A 24189-nucleotide genomic window follows, 5' to 3' on the forward strand; every position below is an offset into this window, starting at 1 on the left:
AAGGCCGCCGCCCCCTCGTACGGGGACGGCGGCCTTCTTGCTGGCCGGGTGTCACCAGGTGAGGGCCAGGGCGGCGACGGCGGGCGCCATGTAGATCAGCGGGAAGGGTGCGTGCCCGTACGCGCGGGCACGGATCACGGTGATCACCGCCCCGGCGAAGTACAGGACCAGGCCGATCGCGGCGAGCGTCCCGATCACCGGCACCCAGAACCCGACGACGAGCCCGGCGGCCCCAGCGGTCTTGGCGGCCCCGAGCCAGTTCCACCAGGCCTGCGGCACGCCGTACTCGGCGAGGGGCTCCACCGTGAACTTGGCCTTGAAGAAGATCGAGGCTCCGGAGAACCCGGCCATGAAGGCGGCGACGGCGGTGACGACCATGGCGGTGGTGGACATCTCGGCGAACATCTCGACGGCTCCTTCGGCTGCTTCCGCGTCCGCCTCGACCGAGCCGGACACCACACTGACGGAGACGGGACGGGAAGTGTGACGGCGGCGGGCGGCTGCTCTTAAGGCCACGGCGCGGGCCGCTGTGCGCGCCCCGCAGGACGCAGGCGAGGGCTTCGATGAAGGGGAGCCGTTCCCCCAGCCAGACGCCCTGTTCCCAGCAGACAGACCTGTGCCCCGCGCGCCGAGCGCGGGGCACCCGCAGTCCGGACTCAGCCGGCCGCGTACGACACGAAGCCCGCCCACGCACCGGGCGCAACCGTGAGCTGGGGGCCGTCGAGGCACTTGGAGTCGCGGACGTGGACCATGGCAAGAGAGGTGGCGACCTCGACGCAGGAGTCGCCCTCGCTTCCGCTGCTGTAACTGCTCTTGAACCACGCCAGTTCGGAGGCGTCCCCGGCCGAGGTGTTGCGGATCATGTCTCTCCCAGCAGTTGCTCGATGAGGGCGGTCGACTCACGCGGAGTGAGGGCCTGAGCCCGGATGATGCCATACCGCATCTCCAGGATATGGAGCGGTTTCCGCTCGGTCACGGGGCGTCCGTTCGCCACCACCGGAGAGCGCCCGACAGCTGACCCGTCGTCGAACTTCAGCACCTCGATGCTGCCGTCCACTCCCGCGTGCTCCTCGCGATCCATCGGCATCACCTGAAGCTCGACGTTCCGCAGCCGTCCCACCTCCAACAGGCGCTCCAGCTGAGGCCGCATCAGCGCCCTCCCGCCCAGCGGGCGGCGGAGCGTCCACTCCTCCAGGACGAAGCTGAGTTCGGGGGCGGGGTCCCGCTGGAAGATGCTCTGCCGGGCGACGCGACCGGCGGTCATCCGCTCCACCTCGTCCTGCGTGTACGCCGGCCGCCGCATGAGCAGCAGCCCGCGCGCGTACTCCGGGGTCTGGAGCAGGCCGTGGATGTTGAGCGGGTCGTACAGCTGGATCTCGACCGCCCGCGCCTCCAGCTTCGCCAGGTCCCGCACCTTCTTCGGGTACCGGACCTTCGCCACGTCGTCCTTCATGGCCGAGATCAGCCCGCCCGCACCGAGGACCTCGTCCGCCTTGTCCAGGTACTCCGGCCTCGGGATCCGCTTGCCGCCCTCGATCTTGTAGACCAGGTCCTCGCCGTAGCCGAGGGCCTCGCCGAACTCGGCGACGCCCATCCCCACCGCCTCACGCCGCAGCCTCAACTGCCGCCCCACCGTGGCGACCACGGCCACGCCCCAGTCGTCGTCCGGGTCGACCTCCCACCCCGGCTCGTCCGCCTCGTTCTTGAGCCGCTGGGCCCCACCGTCCGCCGACATACCGCACCCTTCCCTCGACCCGCTCCATGGCGCGATACCCCTACCCCCGAGGGGAGTTCGGACAGCCCGGACAGCAGTGGACAAGCCCCGGACAGTCACTCTACGCATCGACGCCATCACTGTTCACGGTAGCCAGGGGCGACCACGCTCGGTGACGTGAATCAGCAGAACACCACTCAACTCCTTTCCCCTGCGCCTTACTTCAGCGTGCTCCTGTCACCCACCCCGCGTGGGGCCCGGCTCGCGCGGCTGCTCGCCGTCGAGTGGATGCGGGATCACGCGGTTCCGTACCGCGTGGTCGAGACCGCCACCCACGTCGTCGCGGAACTCGCCACGAACGCGGCGACGCACGGCCGGGTCGCCGGCCGGAGCTTCCGGCTCGCACTCCTCGCGCGCGGGGACGGCCTTCGGATCGAGGTGATGGACACACGGGGCGAAGACCTCCCTCACGTCCGACAGCCCTCTCCCGAAGGGGACTCCGGGCGCGGGCTGCTGCTCGTCGAGGCACTCGCGGACCGGTGGGGCGTGACGACCGGCCCCTCACCCCGCAAGACCGTGTGGGCCGAAATCGACCTACCGTGCCCCTGACCTGCATGGACGGCATCGCCACCGGAGCCCAGACGGACGGGCTCCGGTGGGTGCCAACGTCCCCCAAGGACGACCACTGGGGGAAAGGAACCGAACCAAACCCCACCCCTCCTCCCCGATGGACGGGATGGTCACTCACGCGAGTGAATATGCCAACTCAGCTGGCTTTTGGGCTGGTTGCCTGCCTTACGCTCACCCCAACAACCCGACCGCAGAAATGCGTCGGCCCCCGCAGGGACTGGCATCCCGATGCGAGGGCCTGACCAACAAGGAAGAAGCACCTTCCTGATGGATACCCGCGACACTAGCGCGCTCCCGCGCCCCGCGTCCCGTAACACCGCCAAGAACCACCCTTCCCGGGGTAGGAACGCCACCGCCGGCGTCGTCCACGACAACGTCCGCCACGGCACCCGCTTCACGGTGATCGGCAACCACCTCGCCCAGCACGCCGAACTCTCGCTGCTGGCCATCGGTCTGGCCGTGCACATCCAGTCGCTGCCCACCGGCGCGCCCGTCGGCATCAAGGCGCTCGCGTCGCGGTTCCCCGAGGGCACCACCCGGATCGCCGCCGCCCTGCGTGAGCTGGAGGAGCACGGCTATCTGCGCCGCACCCGCGAGCGGACGGCGAGCGGGCAGGTCGTCACGCGGACGGTCTCCTGCAACCAACCGGGCCGTACGGGCACCCCGAACGGCCCGAAGCCCCGGTCCACGCCCAAGCCGCAGCCCCCGCCCCGCCGGGGCGGGACACCGCCCCAGCGGCAGCGCGCCCTGCCGCCCGTACCGCAGCCCGCCTACCCGGCCCCGGACCTCCTCGTCACCGCCATCGGCGTCCTCGCCGGCCTCCGCCGCGAGGACTGGCGGCTCCACCTCTCGGCCAAGGACGTCGACCACCTGGCCCCGGGCGTCGCGACCTGGCTCGAACGGGGAGTCCCCGCCGAAGCCGTCCACCGCGTCCTGACCGACGGCCTCCCCGGGGAGCCCCTCCACCGCCCCGCCGCCCTCCTGGCCCACCGCCTCACGGCCCAGCTCCCACCCCTGCTGCCCTTCCGTCCCCGCGAGGAGCCGTCCGTCCGACACCCGCTCCAGAACTGCGAGGTCTGCGACCGCGCCTTCCGCGCCCCGGAACCCGGCACCTGCGGCGGATGCGCGTCAGCGGGGTGACCGGCGAGAACGTCGGCGCCACGGAGGCTCTCCCCGCAAGACGACGCGGACCGCCCTGCCCCGCCCCGCCCGACCGGAGGACGTTCTTCCCGCAGACGAGAAGAGCTCGCGTGGTGCTCCGGGACCCTGCCGCGGTGGAACCCTTGGTGAGTCACTTCCGCCGGCTTCTGTCCTCCGGATGTGAACGCGTGCACCGTGCACGAGGCTGACTGGCTGAGAACGCGGAAGGGCCCGGAATCCGTCAGGATTCCGGGCCCCCCGTCAGGTGTCAGCCGGGCGGGCTCAGCGGCCCGCCTCCGGGTGGACCGACTCCGTGACCGGACGGCCGTCCACCGGCTTCTCCTTGGCGACCGGCTTGCGGAGCTGGATGTTCAGCTCCTTCAGACGGGCCTCGTCGAGCTCGGTCGGGGCGCCCATCAGGAGGTCCTGGGCGTTGCCGTTGAGCGGGAAGGCGATGGTCTCGCGGATGTTGGGCTCGTCGGCGAGGAGCATCACGATGCGGTCGACGCCGGGGGCGATGCCACCGTGCGGCGGGGCGCCGTACTCGAAGGCGCGGAGCATGCCGGCGAACTCGGACTCGACGGTCTCGCGGCTGTAGCCGGCGATCTCGAAGGCCTTGAACATGATCTCGGGCTCGTGGTTCCGGATGGCGCCGGAGGAGAGCTCGATGCCGTTGCAGACGATGTCGTACTGCCAGCCGAGGACGTCCAGCGGGTCCTGGGTCTCCAGGGCCTCCAGACCGCCCTGCGGCATGGAGAACGGGTTGTGCGAGAAGTCGATCTTGCCGGTCTCCTCGTCCCGCTCGTACATCGGGAAGTCGACGATCCAGGCGAAGCGGAAGACGTCCTCCTCGAACTGGCCGGCGCGCTTGGCGGCCTCGACCCGGACCGGGCCCATGATCTTGGAGACCTCGTCGAAGTCGCCGGCGCCGAAGAAGACCGCGTGGCCGGCGGCGAGGCCGAGGCGCTCGGTGAGGACCTTGACGTTCTCCTCGGTGAGGAACTTGGCGATGGGGCCGGTGAGGGCGCCCTCCTCGCCGACGCGGACCCAGGCCAGGCCCTTGGCGCCGAGCGAGACCGCGAAGTCGCCGAGCGAGTCGAAGAACTTGCGCGGCTGGTCACCGGTGTTCGGCACGGCCAGGGCACGGACGTGCTTACCGGCGAAGGCCTTGAACTCGGAGTTCTCGAAGACGTCGGTGATGTCGACGAGTTCGAGGTCGGTGCGCAGGTCGGGCTTGTCGTTGCCGTACTTGAGCATCGACTCGCGGAACGGGATCCGCGGGAACGGCGAGGTGACGTGCCGGCCGCCGCCGAACTCCTCGAAGAGCTCCGTCATGAGCTTCTCGATCGGCTGGAAGACGTCCTCCTGCTCGACGAAGGACATCTCGACGTCGAGCTGGTAGAACTCGCCCGGCGAGCGGTCGGCGCGGGCGTCCTCGTCGCGGAAGCAGGGCGCGATCTGGAAGTACCGGTCGAAGCCGGAGATCATCAGCAGCTGCTTGAACTGCTGCGGGGCCTGCGGCAGCGCGTAGAACTTGCCGGGGTTCAGACGGGACGGGACGACGAAGTCGCGGGCGCCCTCGGGGGAGGTCGCGGCGAGGATCGGGGTCGCCATCTCGTTGAAGCCGAGGGCCACCATCTTGGAGCGGATGGCGGCGATGACGGCGGAGCGCAGCATGATGTTGCGGTGCATCCGCTCGCGGCGCAGGTCGAGGAAGCGGTACTCCAGGCGCCGCTCCTCGTTGACGCCGTCGTCGGCGTTGATGGTGAAGGGGATCTGCTTGGCGGCGCCCAGGACCTCGACCTCGACGGCCTCGATCTCGATCTCGCCGGTCGGCAGCTCGGGGTTGACGTTCTCCGCACCGCGGGAGACGACCTTGCCGTCCACGCGGACGACGGTCTCCTTGGTGAGCTTGTCGAGGACTTCGGCGGCGGGGGTGCCGGGCCGGGCGACGAGCTGCGTGATGCCGTAGTGGTCGCGCAGATCGATGAAGAGGATGCCGCCCAGGTCGCGCCGATTGTGCAGCCAGCCGCTCAGCCGGACGTCGGTGCCGACGTCAGAGGCGCGGAGCTCGCCGCAGGTGTGGGACCTGTACCGATGCATCGTCGTTCATCCAGTCTTCGGGGTCGTGGGTCGTGGGCCGCCGTCCCGTGGCCGCTGTCACGGACGTCACGGGACACGCAGGCAGTCCCCACCCAGAGTACCGGCCGGGCCGTGATCGGATTTCGAATACTCTCGCTGGCGACCTGGTGTCCGATATTCATAAAGTGGGGCAATGCGCACCGAGGACGTCCTGGCCGCGATCGCGACCGGTCTGTGGCGCTGGGACAACGCGTCCGGGATCGTCTCGCTCGACGCGGAGGCAGCCCGGCTGCTCGGGCTGCCCGCCGAGCCCGCACGGCTCTCCGAGGCCGCCGTGCGTTCCCGTTTCCACCCGGTGGACTGGAACGAGATCGACGGGGTGGTCAACCTCGCCGTCGCCGAGGGCACCCTCGCCGAGGCCAGGCTGCGGATCATGGACGAACACGGACGGGTGATCCGTACCGTCCGGAGCAGGTCGAAACCGCTCGTCGACGGGAACGACTACCAACTGGTCGGCACCCTCCAGGAGGTCGCCGAGCAGCTTCCCGGCACCGCTGCGCACACCCCGATCACCGGGGACTGGCGCCGTTCCCGGGAGGCGTTCCTGCTGGATGCGGGACGCGCGCTGGCCGAGGCCCGGTCGACGGCCGAGGTGCTGCGGGTCGCCGCCTCGCTGTCCATGCCGGGCTTCTCGCCGGACGGGCTCGCCGTCTTCGGGGTGGCCGGGGAACGGCTGACGGTGATCGGCCACCACGGGCACGGCGAGGGCGACGAGGGGCCGTTCTCGTCGATGTCCGTCGACACGGACTATCCGGCGGCGGAGGTCGTGCGCACGGGTCGGGCGATCTACCTGCCCACCCCGGAGGAGTACCTGCGCCGCTTCCCGATGACCTGGCCGCTCGCCCAGCGCTTCGGACGCCGCTCCTGGGCCTTCGTGCCGCTGGTCGTGGCCGGGCGGACGATGGGGGCCTGGATGGCGGCCTTCAAGCACCCGGTGGCGTTCACCCCGGACGAGCGCTCGGTGCTGACGACGGTCGCGCGGATGCTCGCCCAGGCCCTCGCGCGCGCGGGCGTGGCCGAGTCGGAGCGCGAGCTCTCCCTGGGACTGCAGCGGACGATGATGCCGGCCCTCGGGCCGGGCATCCCCGGCATCCGGATCGCCGCGCGGTACGTGCCGACCGGCGGCGGGCTCCAGGTGGGCGGCGACTGGTACGACGTCATCCGGCTGCCCGGCGGCTCCTCCCGCGGGGGCGGGCGGGACGCGGGGCGGATCGCGCTGGTGATCGGCGACGTGCAGGGGCACGACGTGCGGGCCGCCGGGCTGATGGGGCAGCTGCGGATCGCGCTGCGCGCGTACGCCTCCGAGGGACACCGGCCGGACGCGGTCCTGTCCCGGGCCTCGCGCTTCCTGTACGGGATCACCGACGGCGACGACGCGGCGGAGAACGGCGGGCCGCGCTTCGCGACCTGTCTGTACCTGGAGGTCGACCTCGGGACGGGCACCGTCGACATCGCACGGGCGGGGCATCCGGACCCGGCGGTGCGGATGAACGACGGAACGGTTCTGCTCAGGCCGACGGCCGGTGGGCTGCCGCTCGGCATCGACCCCGACGGCGACTACCCCACCACCCGGCTCACCCTCGATCCGGGCGAGACCCTGATGATCTGCACCGACGGCCTCCTGGAGACCGGTGGGCACGACCTGGACAGCGGCTGGGAGCGGGTCAGGGCGCTCCTGGAGTCCCACGAGGGCGACGACCTGGAGCGGCTCGCCGACGGCCTGGTGGAGGCCGTCCACGGGCCCGGTTCGCACCACACGACGGGACCGCTCGCCGACCGGCGCGAGGACGACATCGCCGTCCTGCTGCTCTCCCGCCGGCCCGACGACACCACGCGGGAGGCCCCGCGCCGCACCCTGATGACGATCGCGCAGGCCGAGCCGGAGCGGATCGCCGAGGCGCGCGAGCAGATCCGACAGCTGCTGCACGACTGGTCGGACGGGGAACAGCTCGACTCGGCGGTGCTGATGGTCTCCGAGATGGTGACCAACGTCCTGGTGCACACCGACGGCGATGCGCTCCTGGTCGCCGAAGTCGCCTGCGGGAAGAAGTCGCGGCGGCTGCGGGTGGAGGTCTCCGACACCAGCGACGAACTGCCGCACAAGCGCCACCCGGGCGAGATGGCGTCGAGCGGGCGCGGCCTGGTCCTGATGGAGTTGCTGGCGGATGCCTGGGGCGTCGATCCGCGGGGCGAGGGCAAGGCCATCTGGTTCGAACTGAACGAGCCGCCGACCGGCGACGGCTGCTGCACCTAGCGGGCGGGGGCGCCCGGCCCGCCGCCCCCCGGACGGGGGCCGCACCAACCCGCCGCGCCCACACGCCCGCACCGGCACGTCCGCACCGGCCCGGCGGGCCCGCGCGGGACGGGGCGGGACGGGGCGGGACGGGGCGGGACGGGGCGGGACGGGGCGGGACGGGGCGGGACGGGGCGGTCCTCGCCGCGCGGGCGCCTCCCGCGCGGCGCACACTGGTGTCGTACGGCCGCCCGGGGGGACCACGGAGCACATCATGGACACCCACAAGGTCGGCAGTGACACCACGGTGATCGCCGACAGCCTCGATGTCCCGGGCATCGGGCACATCCCCGTCAACGCCTACGTCCTCACCGCGGCCGAACCCGTCGTCGTCGACACCGGGCTCTCCGTCGAGGACCGCGACTTCGTGGCCGCGCTCGGCGGGGTGATGGACCCGGCCGACGTCCGCTGGATCTGGCTCACCCACCCCGACCGGGACCACACGGGCGGGCTCTTCGACCTCCTCGACGCGGCCCCCCGCGCGCGCGTGGTCACCACCTTCCTCGCCGCCGGCATCATGTCGACCGAGCGGGCGCTGCCCATGGACCGGGTCTACTTCCTCAACCCCGGCCAGTCCCTCGACGTCGGTGACCGGATGCTGCACGGCTTCCGACCGCCGCTCTTCGACAACCCCGCCACCGTCGGCTTCTACGACGACCGGACCCGGATCTGCTTCAGCTCCGACTGCTTCGGCGGCCCGATGCCGAGCGCCGAGATCGCCGAGAGCGGGCACGCGAGCGACCTGAAGCCGGAGGAGCTGCGGCGGGCCCAGACGCTGTGGGCGACGATCGACAGCCCGTGGGTGCACCTGGTGGACGCGGAGAAGTACCGGGCGACGCTCGCGCCGCTCGCGGAGCTGAACCCGGAGATCGTGCTGTGCACGCACCTGCCGCCGGCCGTGCGCTTGACGGACCGGATGCTGGACACGATCGCGGCCGTCCCCGACGCCGACCCCTTCGTGGGCCCCGACCAGGCCGCCCTCGAACAGCTCCTGGCCTCGTTCGAGCCGGGCGGACTGTCCACCGCCTGAGGGCGGGGGCCGGCAGCCCCCGGGCCGCCCGGAACAGACCCCGGAACAGAACCGCTGGGTGTTCCGTCTCGGGAGCTTGTGGACGGGTGAGCCAGGTCTCGGCTGAGGGACCTCGAAGGGGTGTGGTCCGGATGCGCCAGAACGTGATCTTGGCCTGCTGAGTGCCTGACGCTGTCGGGGACCTTGGCGATGACGGTCGGCCGTGACCCCGACATCTCCGTCTCCAAGATCCCCGACCTCGTCACCCGCGATCAGCTCTGCGTCTCCTCGCGGCGTCCCATGGCGGCCGCATCGGGGATGACGAGCAGCTTGCCAGTGGTGCGCCGGGCCTCCAGGTCGCTGTGGGCCCGGGCGGCCTCGGACAGGGCGTAGCGGCCCGTCACGGTGACCTCAAGCGCCTTGGAGCGCACCCACTCGAACACGTCGGCGGCCCGTCGGAGCAGTTCGGTCCGGTCGGCGACGTAGTCCCCGAGGCTGGGCCGGATCAGGGTCAGCGAACCGCCGCGGGCGAGCCGCATCGGATCGAACGGCGGCACGGCACCGCTTGCCGCGCCGAAGAGCACGAGATGGCCACGGGGTCGCAGGCCGGCGAGGCTCGCGTCGAAGGTGTGCGCGCCGACGCCGTCGAAGACGACCGGCAGTCCCTGACCGCCGTTGAGCCGCCTCACCTCGGCCGCGAGATCGTCGACGGCGGAGGAGAGGATCACCTCGGCGGCCCCGGCACGCTTCGCGAGCTCGGCCTTCGCCGTGGTCGACGTCGTGCCGATCACCCTGCCGCCGAGATGGGTGATGAGCTGGGTCAACAGCAGTCCCATGCCGCCGGCGGCCGCATGCACGAGCACCGTGTCGCCCCGCTGGACCGGGTAGGCGTCTGTGACGAGGTAGTGCGCGGTCATGCCTTGGAGGAGGACGGCGGCGGCGGTCTCGAAGTCGATGTCGTCGGGCAGCGGCACCAGCCGGGAGGAGTCCACGACGGCCCGCTCGGCATAGGTGCCGGGAATCTCCACCCAGCCGACCCGGTCCCCGACCGCGACGTCAGCGACGCCGGGTCCGACCTCGACGACCGTGCCGGCGCCCTCAGCGCCCGGGGTGAAGGGCAGCGGGAGGCCGTACCGGCCCTCGCGGTGGTAGACGTCGAGGAAGTTGACCCCGGATGCGGCGACCTCCACGACCGCCTCGCCCGGACCCGGCCGCGGCTGGTCCACCTCGGCCTCCTGCAACACCTCGGGGCCGCCCACTTCGTACACCTGTATCGCTCGCATGACCCCCACCAACCCCGTTGATGGCGATCCGATTCCCGGCAAGCAGACCGGCCCGCCGCCCCGCTGAGAGCTGAGACGCCTGCTTTGCACCCGGGTCTGGGACAGGAGACCGGGGCCGTCGAGGGTCGACGAATGCACCACCCGCCGCGTCCCCGACCCCACCGGGCAATACGGCTAGGGCGGCTCCTCCGCGGCTTCGGGACGCGCTCCGTAGCGGGTGCGCAGCTCGCCGAGGACGCCCGTCGCCGCAGCCGTCAGCGGTACGGCGAGGAGCATGCCCAGGATGCCCGCGACGGACGCGCCCGCGGTGATGGCCAGCATGACCACGGCGGGGTGCATCTGCACGGTGCGGCTCTGCACGACGGGCTGGAGGACGTTGCCCTCGATGGCCTGGACGGCCAGGACGATGCCGAAGACCCACAGGGCGATGACGAAGCCCCGGTCGGCCAGGGCGACCAGGACGGCGATCGCACCGGACAGGAAGGCTCCGAGGTAGGGGATGTAGGCGGTGACGAAGACGAGCGCGGCGAGCCCCACCGCGCCGGGCACCTGGAGGACGAGCAGGCCGGTGCCGATGAGGAAGGCGTCGACGAGCGCGACGAAGGTGGTGCCGCGCATGAAGCCCTCGACCGCCTCGAAGGCGCGGCGGGCCATGGCCTCGACGAGGTCGCCCGTGGCGCGGGGGGCGAGGGAGCGCAGGGTGTCGACGGCCCGGTCGGAGTCCTTCAGGAAGAAGAAGATGAGCAGCAGCGCGAGGACGCCGATGGCGAGCATCTCGCCGACGACGCTGATGCCGCTGATGACCCCGGAGGCGGCGGTGCCGCCGAACCTCTCCAGGAGGGTCTTCGCGTTCTCGGCCAGGTCGTCCAGGGAGGTCCCGGCCGCGCCGAGGTGCTCGGCGATGCCGACGGCGACCTGTCGGAGGGAGGCGATGATCTGGTCGCCGGTCTCGACGAGGGCGAGGACCACGATGTAGGTGGCCCCGCCGACGACGAGGAGGACCGCGAGGACGGTGAGCGCGGCGGCGAGCGAGGTGCGGACCTTCATCCGCACCAGGCGCCGGTAGAGGGGGCCGAGCAGGGCGGTGCCGAGGATCGCGAGCAGGACGGGGGTGACGGCCGTCTTGAAGACGACGCAGAGCCAGATGAAGACGGCGGCGACCCCGGCGGCGAGCAGCAGGACGGCGCACCAGGCGGCGAACCGGCGGGCGGGTTCGGGAAGGAGGGGCGCTCCACTCGTCTGCACCCGACCACCGGACCATGCCCGTCGGCGTGTCGTCGCCCGCTGGCGGACCGTACGGGTGACGGTCCGTCAACGGGCGGTGGGGGTCCTACTCGCCCATCCCGTGGACCGCGGGGACGGTGCCCAGGCGGCCGGCCTGGAAGTCCTCGAAGGCCTGCCGGAGTTCGGCCTGGGTGTTCATGACGAACGGGCCGTAGTGGGCCATGGGCTCGCGGATGGGCCGGCCGCCGAGGAGGACGACCTCCAGGTCCGGCGCGTTGCCGTCCTGCTTCTCGTCGGCGCGGAGGGTGAGGGCGCCGCCCTTGCCGAGGACGGCGGTCTGGCCGAGGTGGACCGGGCGCCGCTCGGCTCCGACCGTGCCGCGTCCGGCGAGCACGTACGCGAGGCCGTTGAAGTCCTCGCGCCAGGGCAGGGTGATCTCGGCGCCCGGGCGCAGGGTGGCGTGGACCATCGTGATCGGGGTGTGCGTGATGCCGGGGCCCTGGTGGCCGTCGAGCTCGCCGGCGATGACGCGGAGCAGGGCGCCGCCGTCCGGGGAGGTGAGGAGCTGGACCTGGCCGCCGCGGATGTCCTGGTAACGGGGGGCCATCATCTTGTCGGACGCGGGCAGGTTCACCCACAGCTGGAGGCCGTGGAAGAGGCCGCCGCTGACGACGAGGGACTCCGGCGGGGCCTCGATGTGGAGGAGGCCGGAGCCGGCGGTCATCCACTGGGTGTCGCCGTTGGTGATGGTGCCGCCGCCGCCGTTGGAGTCCTGGTGGTCGAAGGTGCCGTCGATGATGTAGGTGACGGTTTCGAAGCCGCGGTGGGGGTGCCAGGGGGTGCCCTTGGGCTCTCCGGGCGCGTACTCCACCTCGCCCATCTGGTCCATCATGATGAACGGGTCGAGGTACTGGTAGTTGATCCCGGCGAACGCCCGGCGGACCGGGAAGCCCTCGCCCTCGAACCCCTGGGGGGCCGTGGTGACGGCGAGCACGGGGCGGGAGACGGCGTCGGCCGGGGCGGCGACGCGCGGCAGGGTGAGCGGGTTCTCGACAGTCACAGCGGGCATGACCGGACCTCCTAGGTGCGACCTTGTGCATCCACTTTAGTTGAACAGTGAACTTCTTGTCACCTGGAACGCGGAACGCCCGGGAGGAATTCCTCCCGGGCGCCCTCTCCAGCACGTCCAGCCTCGGTCAGCCGTACATCCGCCGCATCGCGAAGTCGACCATCTGCTCCACGGCCTTCGCGTCGAAGACCATGCGGTGGTCGCCCTCCATGTCGAGGACGAAGCCGTACCCCGTCGGCAGCAGGTCGATCACCTCGGCGCCGGTGATCACGAAGTACTTGGACTCCTTGCCCGCGTACCGCCGCAGCTCCTTGAGCGAGGTGAACATCGGGATCACCGGCTGCTGGGTGTTGTGCAGGGCCAGGAAGCCCGGGTTGTCCCCGCGCGGGCAGTAGACCTTCGAGGTCGCGAAGACCTGCTGGAAGTCCTCGGCGGCCAGGGTGCCCGTCGTGAAGGCGCGCACGGCGTCGGCGAGGGAGGGCGGGGACGGCTCCGGATAGAGCGGGGCCTGCTGCCCGTACCCGCCCTGCATGCCGGCCTGCGGCGGCGCGTACTGCCCCTGCTGGGGCGGCTGGCCGTACTGCTGCTGGGCACCCGGATTCTGGTCGTAGCCGTACATGCGCCCAGACTATCGAGCGCCGGGGCGGGGGGAAGCCGGTACGGGAACCAGAGGGGCCCGCACCGCAGTCGCACGGATGCCCGTCGCACTCTTCTTCGCACGCCGCGGAGACCCTTGCTAGATTCGCGGAAGCAATCCGGCCACCACGGGGGTGACAGATGGCGCTCGACGCCAGATGGCAGGAGATCATGGGCGAGCAGCCCGCGGCGATGGCCCTCGCGGGGCTTCCCGCACCCGACGGCGGGGGCGGGGGCGGCCCCGACCTCAAGGCCGAGGTGGGCCCCTGGCACGGCGCCGGCAACACGGCCGGCGAACTGAAGGCCTCCACGGCCGCCTCGGTCACCGACCTCGACACCGCGAACGAGGGCGTCGGCGGCAACACCGCGGGCTTCGACTCCTCCGCCGCCCTCGGCGAGGTCCTCGGCACCTGGAAGACCCGCCTCACCCACGTCCGCGACGAGTGCGAGCGCCTCGAAGGCGCGCTCAAGGCCGCCGGGCGCGACTTCGGCGAGCGCGAGCTGGACACCCGGCGGAAGATCGCCGCCGAGGGCGACAAGCACCCCGGCCCGAAGAAGGAGGGCTGACCGCCGTGCCCACCTGGCAGCAACTGCGCGACGCGAAGCTGAACGAGTACACCGACGCCGCCGACGGCTGGGGCAAGGTCAGCTCCCGCGCCAATGCGGACAAGGACCGCGTGGACAACGGCATGTTCGCGAAGATCCACGACACCCAGAAGGGCGAGACCGCGAACAAGGCGGGCGGCGACGTCCAGCAGCTCTCCCGCAACTACCAGTACCTGCACACCGAGTGCGGGCTCATCCGCACCGCGCTCAACGGACTCGCGTCCGAACTCGCGGCTCCACAGAAGAAGTTGAAGCAGGCACTGGAGGACGCGGAGAACCTGAAGTTCACCGTGAACGCCGACGGGACGGTGACCTACCCGATCCAGTCGTCCGTCCTCCTTCCGGGCAGCAACACCGCGCACGACGGCGCCCCCGTCCCGTACCTCCCCGGCAAGGCCGAGGGGATCGGCAGCGCCGACGCCAACAAGGGCAAGGCCGAGGACATCGCCCAGCGCATCGGCGACGCCGTCCGCGAGGCCAACGAGATCGACGGCCGCTACGCCTCCGTCCTGCGCAAGTTGAAGGCCGGGCCCGGCCTCACCGTCAGCGACGAGACGCTGGCCGACGCCGCCAGGGACACCAAGGCGATGCAGGAGGCCGCCGGCAGGTACGCCGACGACGGCGAGATCCCCCGCGGCAAGTCCCCCAAGGAGAACGCCGACTGGTGGAACGGCCTCGCACAGGAGCAGCGCGACGAGTACGCGACGCTCTACCCGGCCTCCATCGGCGCCCTGGACGGCCTCCCCTCCGCGGTCCGGGACGACGCCAACCGGATGGTCCTCGCGGAGACCCGTGCCCAGACCCAGCTCGACCTCAACGCCATCCCGAAGCAGCCCCAGGAGTACCTGCCGAACCCCAACGGCTCCTACCCGGCGGTCATCAAGAACCCCGAGTGGCGGGAGTGGAACGACGAGTACGGCGACCGGAAGAAGGAGCTGGAAGCGGACCTGAAGGGCATGAACGCCATCCAGGACCGCTTCGACCGCAGCGGAAGGGTCGAGAAGCCCGGCGAGAAACCGCTGCCCGAGGCGTACCTCCTTGGCTTCGACACCCAGGGCCACGGGCACGCGATCGTCGCCAACGGAAATCCGGACACCGCCACGCACACCGCGATGTACGTGCCCGGCACCACGTCCAACCTGGAGGGCATCGGCGGCGACATCAAGCGCATGGAGACCCTCTGGCGGGCCAGCGACAACCTGGCCGACGGGCAGAGCGTGTCCACGATCACCTGGCTCGGCTACGACGCCCCGCAGGACATCGTCAAGGACGCGCCCTTCAGCCACTACGCGGACGACGGCGCCCCCAAGCTGAACAACTTCGTGGACGGCCTGCGCGCCACCCACCAGGGCGACCCCTCGCATCTGACGGTCACCGGCCACAGCTACGGCTCCACGGTCATCGGCTCCGCCGCCCGCCAGGGAACGCTGCACGCCGATGACGTCTTCGTGGCGGGCAGTCCCGGCATGCAGGTGGGCAGCGCCACCGACCTGGACGTGCCCAAGGGCCACGTGTACGCGGCGGAGGCCGACAGCGACCCGTACCTCAAGGGGCTGCACCTGCCCGCCCCGCTCGGCTCCCTCACCGACGACAAGTACGGCGGCTTCAACATCCCCTTCGTCACCAGCGACCCGGTGCCGGACATCGGCGGCTGGGGCCACGCGCCGAAGAAGGTCGACATCGACGTCCTGCCCTCGTGGCTCGACGGCGACGGCATGAGCGTCGTGAAGCCCCTGACCCCCACCAACCCCGACTTCGGCGCGCACATCGTGGCCACGGACGGCTCCCGCGGTCACAGCGGCTACTGGGACAACGGCACCGAGAGCCTGAACAACCAGGCCCGTGTCGTCACCGGCCGGTACAAGGAAGTGACCCACCAGTGACCCTCCGCTCCTCCGCGGCGCGCGGCGGCACGCTCGCCGCCGCGGCCACCGCTCTCCTCCTCCTGACGGGATGCAGCACCATGAGCAACGACGGCAGCAGCGGCCTGCCCTACGAGCCGGAGCGCAAGACGGTCGCCGAGGCCAAGGACCTGGTCCGCGTCCAGTCCAGCGCGATCTTCGACGCGGCGGGCCTGCGCGAGGCGAACAACGGCGCCCCCGACGCCGCGCCCTGCGACGGCGTGGACCACGGCTTCCGCGTCCGCCACTTCTGGTCGATGTACGCGCCGACCGCCGACGCCCTGAAGCAGGCGATGGAGGTCCTGCACCGGGACCTGCCGGCCAAGGGCTGGCAGGTCCGGCGCTTCGAGCCGGCGAAGTCCGAGGCCGAGCAGCTCCAGCTGGACGTCGAGCACGAGAAGGAGCACCACACGGCGACGATCGAGCTGCTGCTCCCCTCGACGTACGAGAACGCCTCGAAGTGGGAGAAGGCCTCCCGCGACAGCCTCTCGGTCTCGGTGACCTCACCGTGCTACGTGGACCCCGCGTACGAGGTGGGTGACTGAGGGGGCACGGGAGGGTCACCGACAACCAGGCGGCGGTCGTCACTGGCAAGTACAGCAAGGTGGTCACTGTTGATCAATGTTCGGGCCGGCGCTCTCGCCGCGGCGGCGCTTCTCACGCTCACGGGGTGCAGCATGTCCAACGGCGGCGACGCCAAGACCGACGAGCCGAAGGTCGTCGGAGTCCGCGACCAGGACGAGGTGAATGCCGAGACCAAGAAGGTGTCGAGCGAGATCTACGACCTGATCGGCGTCCAGGGGAGCGCGTCCAAGGCCGGTGCCGGGGTCCAGCCCTGCCGGGGCCTGGACCGCGAGAGGTTCTACAAGGTATTCCACCCCTGGAGCCTCACGGCGAGTACGGACGAGGAACTGGCCCGGGCCATGGAGCGGCTGAAGGTCGAGCTGCCCCGGCACGGCTGGAAGATCGTGGGCTATGGGCCCGACAGCAGCCCGTCCGAGAACCTGGAGCTCACCGCGGACCACGACGAGCGGAAGTTCGGCGTGCACGTCAGTTTCTGGCGCAAGGACAGCGGTGGGGACACGAACCCGCCGATGCTGAGGATCGACGTGGTCTCCGGCTGCTACCAGGTCCCCGAGGGCCAGACGGTCGAGCACTACTGACGCGCCCGCCGCAGTGCGGCCCGTGTCACAGATGTCCGGATAGGGGTTGCCTTTATTACCGGTGGGTAGCATCATCGTAGAGAGCGTGCGCTACTCACCGGTAGTACGCCCGTACCCGGGAGCCCAGCACACGCACGTGTACGAGGAACCTGCCTCCCCGAGCCTTACGGAGCCGTCGCCATGGGGCACTACAAGTCGAATCTCCGCGACATCGAGTTCAACCTCTTCGAGGTCCTCGGCCGCGACAAGGTGTACGGCACCGGTCCGTTCGAGGAGATGGACGTCGACACCGCCAAGAGCATCCTGGACGAGATCCGCCGCCTCGCCGAGAACGAGCTCGCGGAGTCCTTCGCCGACGCCGACCGCAACCCGCCGGTCTTCGACCCCGAGACCAACACCGCCCCGGTCCCGGCCACCTTCAAGAAGTCGTACAACGCCTTCATGGACTCCGAGTACTGGCGCCTGGGCATCCCCGAGGAGATCGGCGGCACCGTCTCCCCGCGCTCCCTGATCTGGGCCTACGCGGAGCTGCTGCTCGGCTCGAACCCGGCCATCTGGATGTACTCCTCCGGCCCGGCCTTCGCCGGCATCCTCTACAACGAGGGCAACGAGGCGCAGAAGAAGGTCGCCCGGATCGCGGTCGAGAAGCGCTGGGGCTCCACCATGGTCCTCACCGAGCCCGACGCCGGTTCGGACGTCGGCGCCGGCCGCACCAAGGCCGTCCAGCAGGAGGACGGCTCCTGGCACATCGAGGGCGTCAAGCGCTTCATCACCTCCGGTGAGCACGACATGGAGGAGAACATCCTCCACTACGTCCTCGCCCGCCCCGAAGGCGCCGGCCCCGGTACCAAGGGCCTCTCCCTCTTCCTCGTCCCGAAGTACGAGTTCGACTGGGAGACCGGCGAGCTGGGCGAGCGCAACGGCGTCTACGCCACCAACGTCGAGCACAAGATGGGCCTCAAGGCCTCCAACACCTGCGAGATGACCTTCGGCGACCAGCACCCCGCCAAGGGCTGGCTGATCGGCGACAAGCACGACGGCATCCGCCAGATGTTCCTCATCATCGAGTTCGCCCGCATGATGGTCGGCACGAAGGCGATCTCCACCCTCTCCACGGGCTACCTCAACGCCCTGGAGTACGCCAAGGAGCGCGTCCAGGGCACCGACCTGGCCAACTTCATGGACAAGGCCGCGCCCAAGGTCACCATCACCCACCACCCCGACGTCCGCCGCTCGCTGATGACGCAGAAGGCGTACGCCGAGGGCATGCGTTCCCTCGTCCTCTACACGGCCACCGTGCAGGACGAGATCCAGCTGAAGGAGGCCGCGGGCGAGGACGCCAAGGCGCTGCACGGCCTGAACGACCTGCTCCTGCCGATCGTGAAGGGCTACGGCTCCGAGAAGGGCTACGAGCAGCTCGCGCAGTCGCTCCAGACCTTCGGCGGCTCCGGTTTCCTCCAGGAGTACCCGATCGAGCAGTACATCCGGGACGCCAAGATCGACACCCTGTACGAGGGCACCACCGCCATCCAGGGCCAGGACTTCTTCTTCCGCAAGATCGTCCGCGACCAGGGCGCCTCCCTGAACGCGCTGTCCGAGGAGATCAAGAAGTTCCTCGCGGTCGGCACCGGCGGCGAGGAGCTGGCCGAGGCCCGCGACGCGCTCGCCAAGGCCGCCGTCGACCTGGAGGGCATCGTCGGCACGATGATCACCGACCTCACCGCCACCGGCGAGGACGTCAAGAACATCTACAAGGTCGGCCTCAACACCACCCGCCTGCTGCTCGCCTCCGGCGACGTCGTCGTCGGCTACCTGCTGCTGCGCAGCGCGGCCGTCGCCGCCGAGAAGCTGGCCGCCGGCGCCACCGGCAAGGACGTCGCCTTCTACCAGGGCAAGATCGCGGCCGCGAAGTTCTTCGCCGCCAACGTCCTGCCCGGCGTCACCGCCGAGCGCGCCCTCGCCGAGGCCGTCGACGGCTCGCTGATGGACCTGGACGAGGCCGCGTTCTAAGACGCTCCCCGTCCTTCAAGGAACGGCCCGTCCCCGGGGAGGGGGGCGGGCCGTTCCGCCCTTTCCGGAGGTTCGCCCCCGCCCCGCCCCGCCCCGGCGGACCCGTGCCCGGGGCCCCGGCCGACGCCCGCAGCGGCCGTCCCGCGTCCCTTCTTGCGGGACCCCGTATCCGCATACCGACGCCTGCGTAAGGTGGGGCCCATGAGCAGCGCAGCTTCCCGCCCAGGCGCCGGCCCCTTCGACCGCGCCCACACCGACGACCTGATGGCCTTCCTGACGGCCTCCCCCTCGCCGTACCACGCGGTCGCGAGCACCGCCGAGCGGCTGGAGAAGGCCGGCTTCCGCCGCGTCGAGGAGACCGCGGCCTGGGACGCCACCAGCGGCGGGAAGTACCTGATCCGCGGCGGCGCGATCATCGCCTGGTACGTGCCGGAAGGCGCCGCCGCCCACACCCCGTACCGGATCGTCGGCGCCCACACCGACTCCCCCAACCTGCGCGTCAAGCCGCAGCCCGACATGGGCGCCCAGGGCTGGCGCCAGGTCGCCGTCGAGATCTACGGCGGAACCCTCCTCAACACCTGGCTCGACCGCGACCTCGGCCTCGCCGGCCGCCTCACCCTCCGCGACGGCAGCCACCACCTCGTCAACGTCGACCGGCCGCTGCTGCGCGTCCCGCAGCTCGCCATCCACCTCGACCGCCAGGCCAACGACGGGCTCAAGCTCGACCGCCAGCGCCACATGCAGCCCATCTGGGGCATCGGCGAGGTCCACGAGGGCGACCTGATCTCCTTCGTCTCCGCCGAGGCCGGCGTCGACGCCGAGGACGTCAGCGGCTGGGACCTCATGGTCCACGCCGTCGACGCCCCCGCCTACCTCGGCCGCGACCGCGAACTCCTCGCCGGACCGCGCATGGACAACCTGCTCTCCGTCCACGCGGCCACCGCCGCGCTCGCCTCCCTCGCGGGGCGCGAGGACCTCCCGTACATCCCGGTCCTCGCCGCCTTCGACCACGAGGAGAACGGCTCCGAAGCCGACACCGGCGCCCAGGGCCCCCTCCTCGGCAACGTCCTGGAGCGCTCCGTCTACGCCCGCGGCGGCTCCTACGAGGACCGCGCCCGCGCCCTCGCCGGCACCGTCTGCCTCTCCTCCGACACCGGCCACGCCGTCCACCCCAACTACGCGGAGCGCCACGACCCGACGCACCACCCGCGCGTCAACGGCGGCCCGATCCTCAAGGTCAACGTCAACCAGCGGTACGCCACCGACGGCAGCGGCCGCGCGGTCTTCGCCGCCGCCTGCGAGAAGGCGGGCGTGCCCTGGCAGTCCTTCGTCTCCAGCAACGACATGCCCTGCGGCACCACGATCGGTCCGATCACCGCCGCCCGCCACGGCATCACGACCGTCGACATCGGCGTCGCGATCCTCTCCATGCACAGCGCCCGCGAACTCTGCGGCGCGGACGACCCGTACCTCCTCGCGAACGCCCTGGTGGCCTTCCTGGAGGGCTGACCGGACGGCCCCCGGAGCCGTCCCTGACCTCGGGAGCCACCCCGGCCGAGCGGCCGTCCCCGCCACCACGGCGGGGACGGCCGCTCGGCCGTCCCCGCACCCGAACGCCCCCTCGGCGACGCCCGCCCCGGACGCCGCTCGGCCAGTCGAATGAGCCGGGCGCCCCGATGCGCCACACGCCGCACCGCCACCGCCCGCCCTCCGATCCACCGGATTAGCGTGCACCGGGCGTGCCCGCTGACCGCCGTCCCCACGGGAGCCATTCGGTCTCCGGGCCTTCCACGTCCCGCCTCCCGAACGGACGGAACAGTGCGATCACCCCTGCGCGGATGGCGAGTCCTCGGCATCGTCACCGCGGTCCTCGCCGCCCTCACCGGCACGACCACCACCACCGCTGCGCGTGCCACGACCGGCCCGCCCCCCGCACCGCACGGCCCCCTCGACCCGGCGATCACCGCGATCATGGACAAGCCGGCCTATGCGCACGCCCAGTGGGGCCTCCTGGAGACCGACCCCGAAACGGGCCGGGTCTTCCACTCGATGTACCCCCACCAGTTCTTCATCCCCGGATCCGCGGAGAAGCTCTTCTCCGTCTCCGGCGCCTGGGACACCCTCGGCGGCGACCACCGCTTCACCACCCCGGTGCAGGCCCTCGGCACCCGCCGGGGCTCCGTCCTGCGCGGCAGCCTGGTGCTGGTCGCCCAGGGCGACCTCACCATGGGCGGGCGCACCAAGCCCGACGGCACCGTGGACTTCACCACCATCGACCACACCTACGCCAATGACATCCCCGGCGCCACCCTCACCCCCGAGGACCCGCTCGCCGGGCTCGACTCCCTGGCCCGGCAGGTCCGCGCCACGGGCATCACCGAGGTCAACGGGGACGTCGTCGTCGACGACCGCCTCTTCGCCCGGCCGGACCTCGACCCCCGCCCGTCCCCGCTCATCGTCAACGACAACGTCATCGACCTGCTGACCACGCCGACCAGCCCGGGCGAGCCGGCCGAACTCCTCTGGCGCCCGCAGGTCGCCCCCTACCGGGTGACCTCCACGGTCCGCACGGTGCCCGCCGGCGGCACCACCGACATCCAGGTGTCCGCCTCCGCCGACGGCACCCGCATCACGCTCTCCGGGACCGTCGCCGCCGGCTCCCCGCCCGTCCTGCGGATCTCCCCGGTCAACGACCCCTCGGCCTTCGGACGCACGGCCCTGATCGAAGCGCTCGCCCGCGCGGGCGTCCGCGTCACGGCCGCCCCGACCGGCCCCAACCCGGTCTCCTCGCTCCCGCCGGCTCCGGTCGGGGGCCAGCGGGTCGCGGCGTACGTCTCCCCGGTCTACGCCGAGTACGCCAAGCTGATCCTCAAGGTCAGCCACAACCTCGGCGCCAACCTCGCCCTGTGCACCATGGCCACCGCGACCGGAAGCCGCGACTGCGAGGACGGCTTCCCGGTGCTCCGGTCGTTCCTCCAGCGGGCCGACGTCGACCCCACCCAGATCCAACTCGCGGACGGCCGCGGCGGAGACCCGGTGGACCGGGCGACCCCGGTCGCGCTCCACCAGATCCTGCGCCACTGGCTGCGCACCCCCGAGGCGGACCGCTTCCGCACCGCCCTGCCGATCCTCGGGGTCGACGGGAGCCTCGCCCTCTCCTGCACCGCCTGCCCCGCCAAGGGGAAGGTCTTCGCGAAGACCGGCACGGTCGCCGGCGGCGACGCCCTCAACCAGCGGTACGGCGTGGGCGCACAGACCCTCGCCGGCTATCTGGTGGCCCGTCACGGACGGCTGCACACCTTCTTCGTCGGCGTCAACGGGGCCTCGGCGGCGAACGTCGACGGCCTGCTGGAGATCGGCGACGACGTCAACACCATCGCCGCACTGCTCCAGCAGCAGGCCGCCGGCCACCCTCACGGCGGCCCTCACGGCGGCCCCAGGGCGTCCTGAGTCCACCCCGCCGCACCGCCGAACGACGACGGGCCCCGGGGCAGAGCCGTGCGCTCTGCCCCGGGGCCCGTTCACCTCACCGGAACCACGGGTCAGCCCTCTTCGTCCAGGCCCGCCAGCACCAGCGGCAGACGGGTCGCCCCGTCCGCCGTGATCCGCACCGGAACCCCCCAGTCCTGCTGGTGCACGTGGCAGGCCGGGTACTCGTTGGCCGGGTCGTCGTCGCAGGACGCGGCCATCGCCGAGACGTGCAGCACGCCCTCCGCGACCTCCGGGTCGACGTCGAGCTCCCGGAACAGGTCCGTGCCCGTGCCCTCGCCGGAGCTCAGCAGCTCCGGCGGGGTCGAGGAGACCAGGAGCCGGGTCGACGGGCCGTACCGCTCGTCGAGCTTCTGGCCGCGCGGCGCCTGGAAGACCACGTCGAGACGGAGCCGGCCCGGAGCGACCTCCGTCGCCTCCCGCTGCGTGCGGTGGGCGACCGACTCGACCTGGACGGCCTCCTCCGGCAGCCGCAGCCGGGTCAGCCGGTGCCGGGCCGACTCGACGACCACGACGTCCCCGTCGACGACGACCGCGTCGCTCGGCTCGCGCAGGTCCGTGGCGAGGGTGGTGACCTCGCCGCTCGCCGGGTCGAAGCGGCGCAGCGCGTGGTTGTACGTGTCGGAGACGGCGACCGAGCCGTCGGGGAGGGCGGTGACGCCCAGCGGGTGCTGGAGCAGCGCCTGGTCGGCGGCCCCGTCCCGGTGGCCGAAGTCGAAGAGGCCGGTGCCGACGGCGGTGTGGACGACCAGGTCGGTGTCGATCCACCGCAGGGCGCTGGTCTCCGAGTCGGCGATCCACAGCCGGTCCCCGGCGGCGGCCAGCCCGGAGGGCTGTGCGAACCAGGCCTCGGCGGCGGGCCCGTCGACGAGCCCCTCGTTGGTGGTGCCGGCCGCGACCTCGACGGTCCCGGTCTGCGGGTCGTAGGTCCACAGCTGGTGCACGCCGGCCATGGCGATCCACACCTTGCCCTGCCACCAGGCCACGTCCCACGGCGAGGACAGGTCGACGTCGAGCGCCGGCCCGGAGGTGGGGGAGCCCTGCCACCACTGCTTCCCGGTGCCGGCGACGAGCTCGATCGCCCCGCTCTCCGGGTCGTAGGTCCGCAGGGCGTGGTGCACGGTGTCCGCGACGACGACCTTTCCGTCGGGGAGCAGTGCCAGGCCCTGCGGCTCCCGGAAGACTCCTTCCCCGAGGCGCCGCACCACGGTCTCGCCGTCCTCCGCCAGCTCGACGAGCTGGTGCCGGGTGGTGTCGGAGACCAGGAAGTTCCCGGACGGGAGTCCGATCGCCTTGCCGGGGAACCGGAGGTCGGTCGCGACGGGCTCGGGCGGCACGTACGGCCCGTCCCCGCGCCGCAGCGTCCCCTTGGCCTCGTGCTCGGCCTCCAGCTCCTCGACGAGCGTCCGGATCGCGTTGGCGTGCCCCTCACCCGCGTGCTGGGCGACGACGTACCCCTCGGGGTCGATCACGACGAGCGTCGGCCAGGCCCGCACGGCGTACTGCTTCCAGGTCGCCAGCTCGGGGTCGTCGAGCACGGGGTGGTGCACCTCGTACCGCTCGACGGCGTCGACGACGGCCCGGTGATCGGCCTCGTGCACGAACTTCGGCGAGTGCACCCCGACGATCACGAGCGTGTCGCGGTGTTTCTCCTCCAGGTCACGGAGTTCGTCCAGGACGTGCAGGCAGTTGATGCAACAGAAGGTCCAAAAATCGAGGATCAATGTGCGACCTCGGAAGTCGGCGAGCTTCAGGTCCTTCCCGCCGGTGTTGATCCAGCCGCCCTTGCCGATCAGCTCCGGGGCACGGACACGGGCACGCTTGCGGGGTGCGGGCGCAGGGGTGGGCGCCGGGGCAGCATCGTTCATCCTTCAAGCTTG

At 71.5% G+C, this 24189-nt stretch carries 20 protein-coding genes; 11 read left to right on the plus strand and 9 right to left on the minus strand.

What is annotated here, in order from left to right:
• Positions 1 to 51: 51 nt before the first annotated feature.
• The 3 genes from ACFW22_RS04485 to ACFW22_RS04495 all read right to left on the minus strand — a co-directional run bounded on the left by ACFW22_RS04485 (position 52) and on the right by ACFW22_RS04495 (position 1735).
• Positions 52 to 393, minus strand: a complete 342-nt coding sequence (locus ACFW22_RS04485; RefSeq protein ID WP_386399051.1) for a DoxX family protein — start codon at positions 391 to 393, stop codon at positions 52 to 54.
• A 263-nt stretch (positions 394 to 656) separates the two neighbouring features.
• Positions 657 to 863: a DUF397 domain-containing protein gene (locus ACFW22_RS04490; RefSeq protein ID WP_386398740.1), complete on the minus strand. Its 207-nt coding sequence runs from the start codon at positions 861 to 863 to the stop codon at positions 657 to 659.
• Positions 860 to 1735: a helix-turn-helix domain-containing protein gene (locus ACFW22_RS04495; protein WP_384872664.1), complete on the minus strand. Its 876-nt coding sequence runs from the start codon at positions 1733 to 1735 to the stop codon at positions 860 to 862. The genes ACFW22_RS04490 and ACFW22_RS04495 overlap by 4 nt, the downstream gene beginning before the upstream one ends.
• Positions 1736 to 1891: 156 nt before the next feature.
• Between ACFW22_RS04495 and ACFW22_RS04500 the strand changes: the two genes are divergently transcribed.
• Together ACFW22_RS04500 and ACFW22_RS04505 are read left to right on the plus strand one after the other, a co-directional pair.
• Positions 1892 to 2323 carry an ATP-binding protein gene (locus ACFW22_RS04500; RefSeq protein ID WP_384872662.1) on the plus strand — a complete coding sequence of 144 codons (432 nt, stop codon included), beginning with the start codon at positions 1892 to 1894 and terminating at the stop codon, positions 2321 to 2323.
• 288 nt (positions 2324 to 2611) lie between these two features.
• The gene (locus tag ACFW22_RS04505) at positions 2612 to 3484 is read left to right on the plus strand and encodes a helix-turn-helix domain-containing protein (RefSeq protein WP_386398741.1); all 873 of its coding nucleotides are present in this window, start codon (positions 2612 to 2614) and stop codon (positions 3482 to 3484) included.
• 282 nt (positions 3485 to 3766) lie between these two features.
• On the opposite strand, the gene aspS is transcribed toward ACFW22_RS04505, so the two are convergent.
• Entirely contained in the window at positions 3767 to 5587 is a 1821-nt protein-coding gene (aspS, locus tag ACFW22_RS04510; protein ID WP_386398742.1) for an aspartate--tRNA ligase, read from the minus strand.
• A 172-nt stretch (positions 5588 to 5759) separates the two neighbouring features.
• On the opposite strand from aspS, the gene ACFW22_RS04515 reads away from it, so the two are divergent.
• Both ACFW22_RS04515 and ACFW22_RS04520 read left to right on the plus strand, forming a co-directional pair.
• Positions 5760 to 7880: a SpoIIE family protein phosphatase gene (locus ACFW22_RS04515; RefSeq protein ID WP_386398744.1), complete on the plus strand. Its 2121-nt coding sequence runs from the start codon at positions 5760 to 5762 to the stop codon at positions 7878 to 7880.
• Positions 7881 to 8133: 253 nt separating this feature from the next.
• A complete protein-coding gene (locus ACFW22_RS04520) occupies positions 8134 to 8949 on the plus strand; it encodes an MBL fold metallo-hydrolase (protein ID WP_386398745.1) in 816 nt (271 codons plus the stop codon).
• Between the two features lie 251 nt (positions 8950 to 9200).
• Here the strand turns inward: ACFW22_RS04520 and ACFW22_RS04525 are convergent, their stop codons facing one another.
• From ACFW22_RS04525 to ACFW22_RS04540, 4 genes are all read right to left on the minus strand, one after another.
• Complete coding sequence (locus ACFW22_RS04525; RefSeq protein ID WP_386398747.1) at positions 9201 to 10211, minus strand: quinone oxidoreductase family protein; 1011 nt, start codon at positions 10209 to 10211, stop codon at positions 9201 to 9203.
• Between the two features lie 174 nt (positions 10212 to 10385).
• On the minus strand, positions 10386 to 11456 hold the full coding sequence (locus ACFW22_RS04530; protein ID WP_386398748.1) for an AI-2E family transporter: 1071 nt from the start codon (positions 11454 to 11456) through the stop codon (positions 10386 to 10388).
• Positions 11457 to 11541: 85 nt separating this feature from the next.
• Positions 11542 to 12504, minus strand: coding sequence for a pirin family protein (locus tag ACFW22_RS04535; RefSeq protein WP_386398749.1), 963 nt, complete (start codon positions 12502 to 12504; stop codon positions 11542 to 11544).
• A 127-nt stretch (positions 12505 to 12631) separates the two neighbouring features.
• Positions 12632 to 13123: an SseB family protein gene (locus ACFW22_RS04540; protein WP_384872647.1), complete on the minus strand. Its 492-nt coding sequence runs from the start codon at positions 13121 to 13123 to the stop codon at positions 12632 to 12634.
• 158 nt (positions 13124 to 13281) lie between these two features.
• Here ACFW22_RS04540 and ACFW22_RS04545 point away from each other — a divergent pair, with 158 nt between their 5' ends.
• The 7 genes from ACFW22_RS04545 (at position 13282) to dacB (ending at position 22270) form a co-directional block, all read left to right on the plus strand.
• Complete coding sequence (locus ACFW22_RS04545) at positions 13282 to 13707, plus strand: hypothetical protein (RefSeq protein ID WP_386398750.1); 426 nt, start codon at positions 13282 to 13284, stop codon at positions 13705 to 13707.
• Positions 13708 to 13712: 5 nt separating this feature from the next.
• Positions 13713 to 15629 (plus strand): alpha/beta hydrolase, encoded by a 1917-nt coding sequence (locus ACFW22_RS04550; protein ID WP_386398752.1) that lies wholly within the window; start codon positions 13713 to 13715, stop codon positions 15627 to 15629.
• Positions 15626 to 16192, plus strand: a complete 567-nt coding sequence (locus ACFW22_RS04555) for a hypothetical protein (RefSeq protein WP_386398754.1) — start codon at positions 15626 to 15628, stop codon at positions 16190 to 16192. The genes ACFW22_RS04550 and ACFW22_RS04555 overlap by 4 nt, the downstream gene beginning before the upstream one ends.
• A gap of 69 nt (positions 16193 to 16261) precedes the next feature.
• The gene (locus tag ACFW22_RS04560) at positions 16262 to 16810 is read left to right on the plus strand and encodes a hypothetical protein (RefSeq protein WP_386398755.1); all 549 of its coding nucleotides are present in this window, start codon (positions 16262 to 16264) and stop codon (positions 16808 to 16810) included.
• A gap of 180 nt (positions 16811 to 16990) precedes the next feature.
• Positions 16991 to 18820, plus strand: a complete 1830-nt coding sequence (locus tag ACFW22_RS04565) for an acyl-CoA dehydrogenase (protein ID WP_386398757.1) — start codon at positions 16991 to 16993, stop codon at positions 18818 to 18820.
• A 201-nt stretch (positions 18821 to 19021) separates the two neighbouring features.
• Positions 19022 to 20329, plus strand: a complete 1308-nt coding sequence (locus ACFW22_RS04570) for a M18 family aminopeptidase (protein WP_386398760.1) — start codon at positions 19022 to 19024, stop codon at positions 20327 to 20329.
• A gap of 309 nt (positions 20330 to 20638) precedes the next feature.
• On the plus strand, positions 20639 to 22270 hold the full coding sequence (dacB, locus tag ACFW22_RS04575; protein ID WP_386398763.1) for a D-alanyl-D-alanine carboxypeptidase/D-alanyl-D-alanine-endopeptidase: 1632 nt from the start codon (positions 20639 to 20641) through the stop codon (positions 22268 to 22270).
• A gap of 92 nt (positions 22271 to 22362) precedes the next feature.
• On the opposite strand, the gene ACFW22_RS04580 is transcribed toward dacB, so the two are convergent.
• Complete coding sequence (locus ACFW22_RS04580) at positions 22363 to 24177, minus strand: thioredoxin-like domain-containing protein (RefSeq protein ID WP_386398767.1); 1815 nt, start codon at positions 24175 to 24177, stop codon at positions 22363 to 22365.
• Positions 24178 to 24189 lie beyond the last annotated feature (12 nt).

It is taken from the genome of Streptomyces sp. NPDC058872 (assembly GCF_042743065.1).
Lineage (GTDB): Bacteria > Actinomycetota > Actinomycetes > Streptomycetales > Streptomycetaceae > Streptomyces.

Coding starts and splice junctions, on each gene's coding strand:
- ACFW22_RS04485 (WP_386399051.1), bottom strand. CDS start 393: ATGTCCACCACCGCCATGGTCGTCACCGCCGTCGCCGCCTTCATGGCC.
- ACFW22_RS04490 (WP_386398740.1), bottom strand. CDS start 863: ATGATCCGCAACACCTCGGCCGGGGACGCCTCCGAACTGGCGTGGTTC.
- ACFW22_RS04495 (WP_384872664.1), bottom strand. CDS start 1,735: ATGTCGGCGGACGGTGGGGCCCAGCGGCTCAAGAACGAGGCGGACGAG.
- ACFW22_RS04505 (WP_386398741.1), top strand. CDS start 2,612: ATGGATACCCGCGACACTAGCGCGCTCCCGCGCCCCGCGTCCCGTAAC.
- aspS (WP_386398742.1), bottom strand. CDS start 5,587: ATGCATCGGTACAGGTCCCACACCTGCGGCGAGCTCCGCGCCTCTGAC.
- ACFW22_RS04515 (WP_386398744.1), top strand. CDS start 5,760: ATGCGCACCGAGGACGTCCTGGCCGCGATCGCGACCGGTCTGTGGCGC.
- ACFW22_RS04520 (WP_386398745.1), top strand. CDS start 8,134: ATGGACACCCACAAGGTCGGCAGTGACACCACGGTGATCGCCGACAGC.
- ACFW22_RS04525 (WP_386398747.1), bottom strand. CDS start 10,211: ATGCGAGCGATACAGGTGTACGAAGTGGGCGGCCCCGAGGTGTTGCAG.
- ACFW22_RS04535 (WP_386398749.1), bottom strand. CDS start 12,504: ATGCCCGCTGTGACTGTCGAGAACCCGCTCACCCTGCCGCGCGTCGCC.
- ACFW22_RS04540 (WP_384872647.1), bottom strand. CDS start 13,123: ATGTACGGCTACGACCAGAATCCGGGTGCCCAGCAGCAGTACGGCCAG.
- ACFW22_RS04545 (WP_386398750.1), top strand. CDS start 13,282: ATGGCGCTCGACGCCAGATGGCAGGAGATCATGGGCGAGCAGCCCGCG.
- ACFW22_RS04565 (WP_386398757.1), top strand. CDS start 16,991: ATGGGGCACTACAAGTCGAATCTCCGCGACATCGAGTTCAACCTCTTC.
- ACFW22_RS04570 (WP_386398760.1), top strand. CDS start 19,022: ATGAGCAGCGCAGCTTCCCGCCCAGGCGCCGGCCCCTTCGACCGCGCC.
- ACFW22_RS04580 (WP_386398767.1), bottom strand. CDS start 24,177: ATGAACGATGCTGCCCCGGCGCCCACCCCTGCGCCCGCACCCCGCAAG.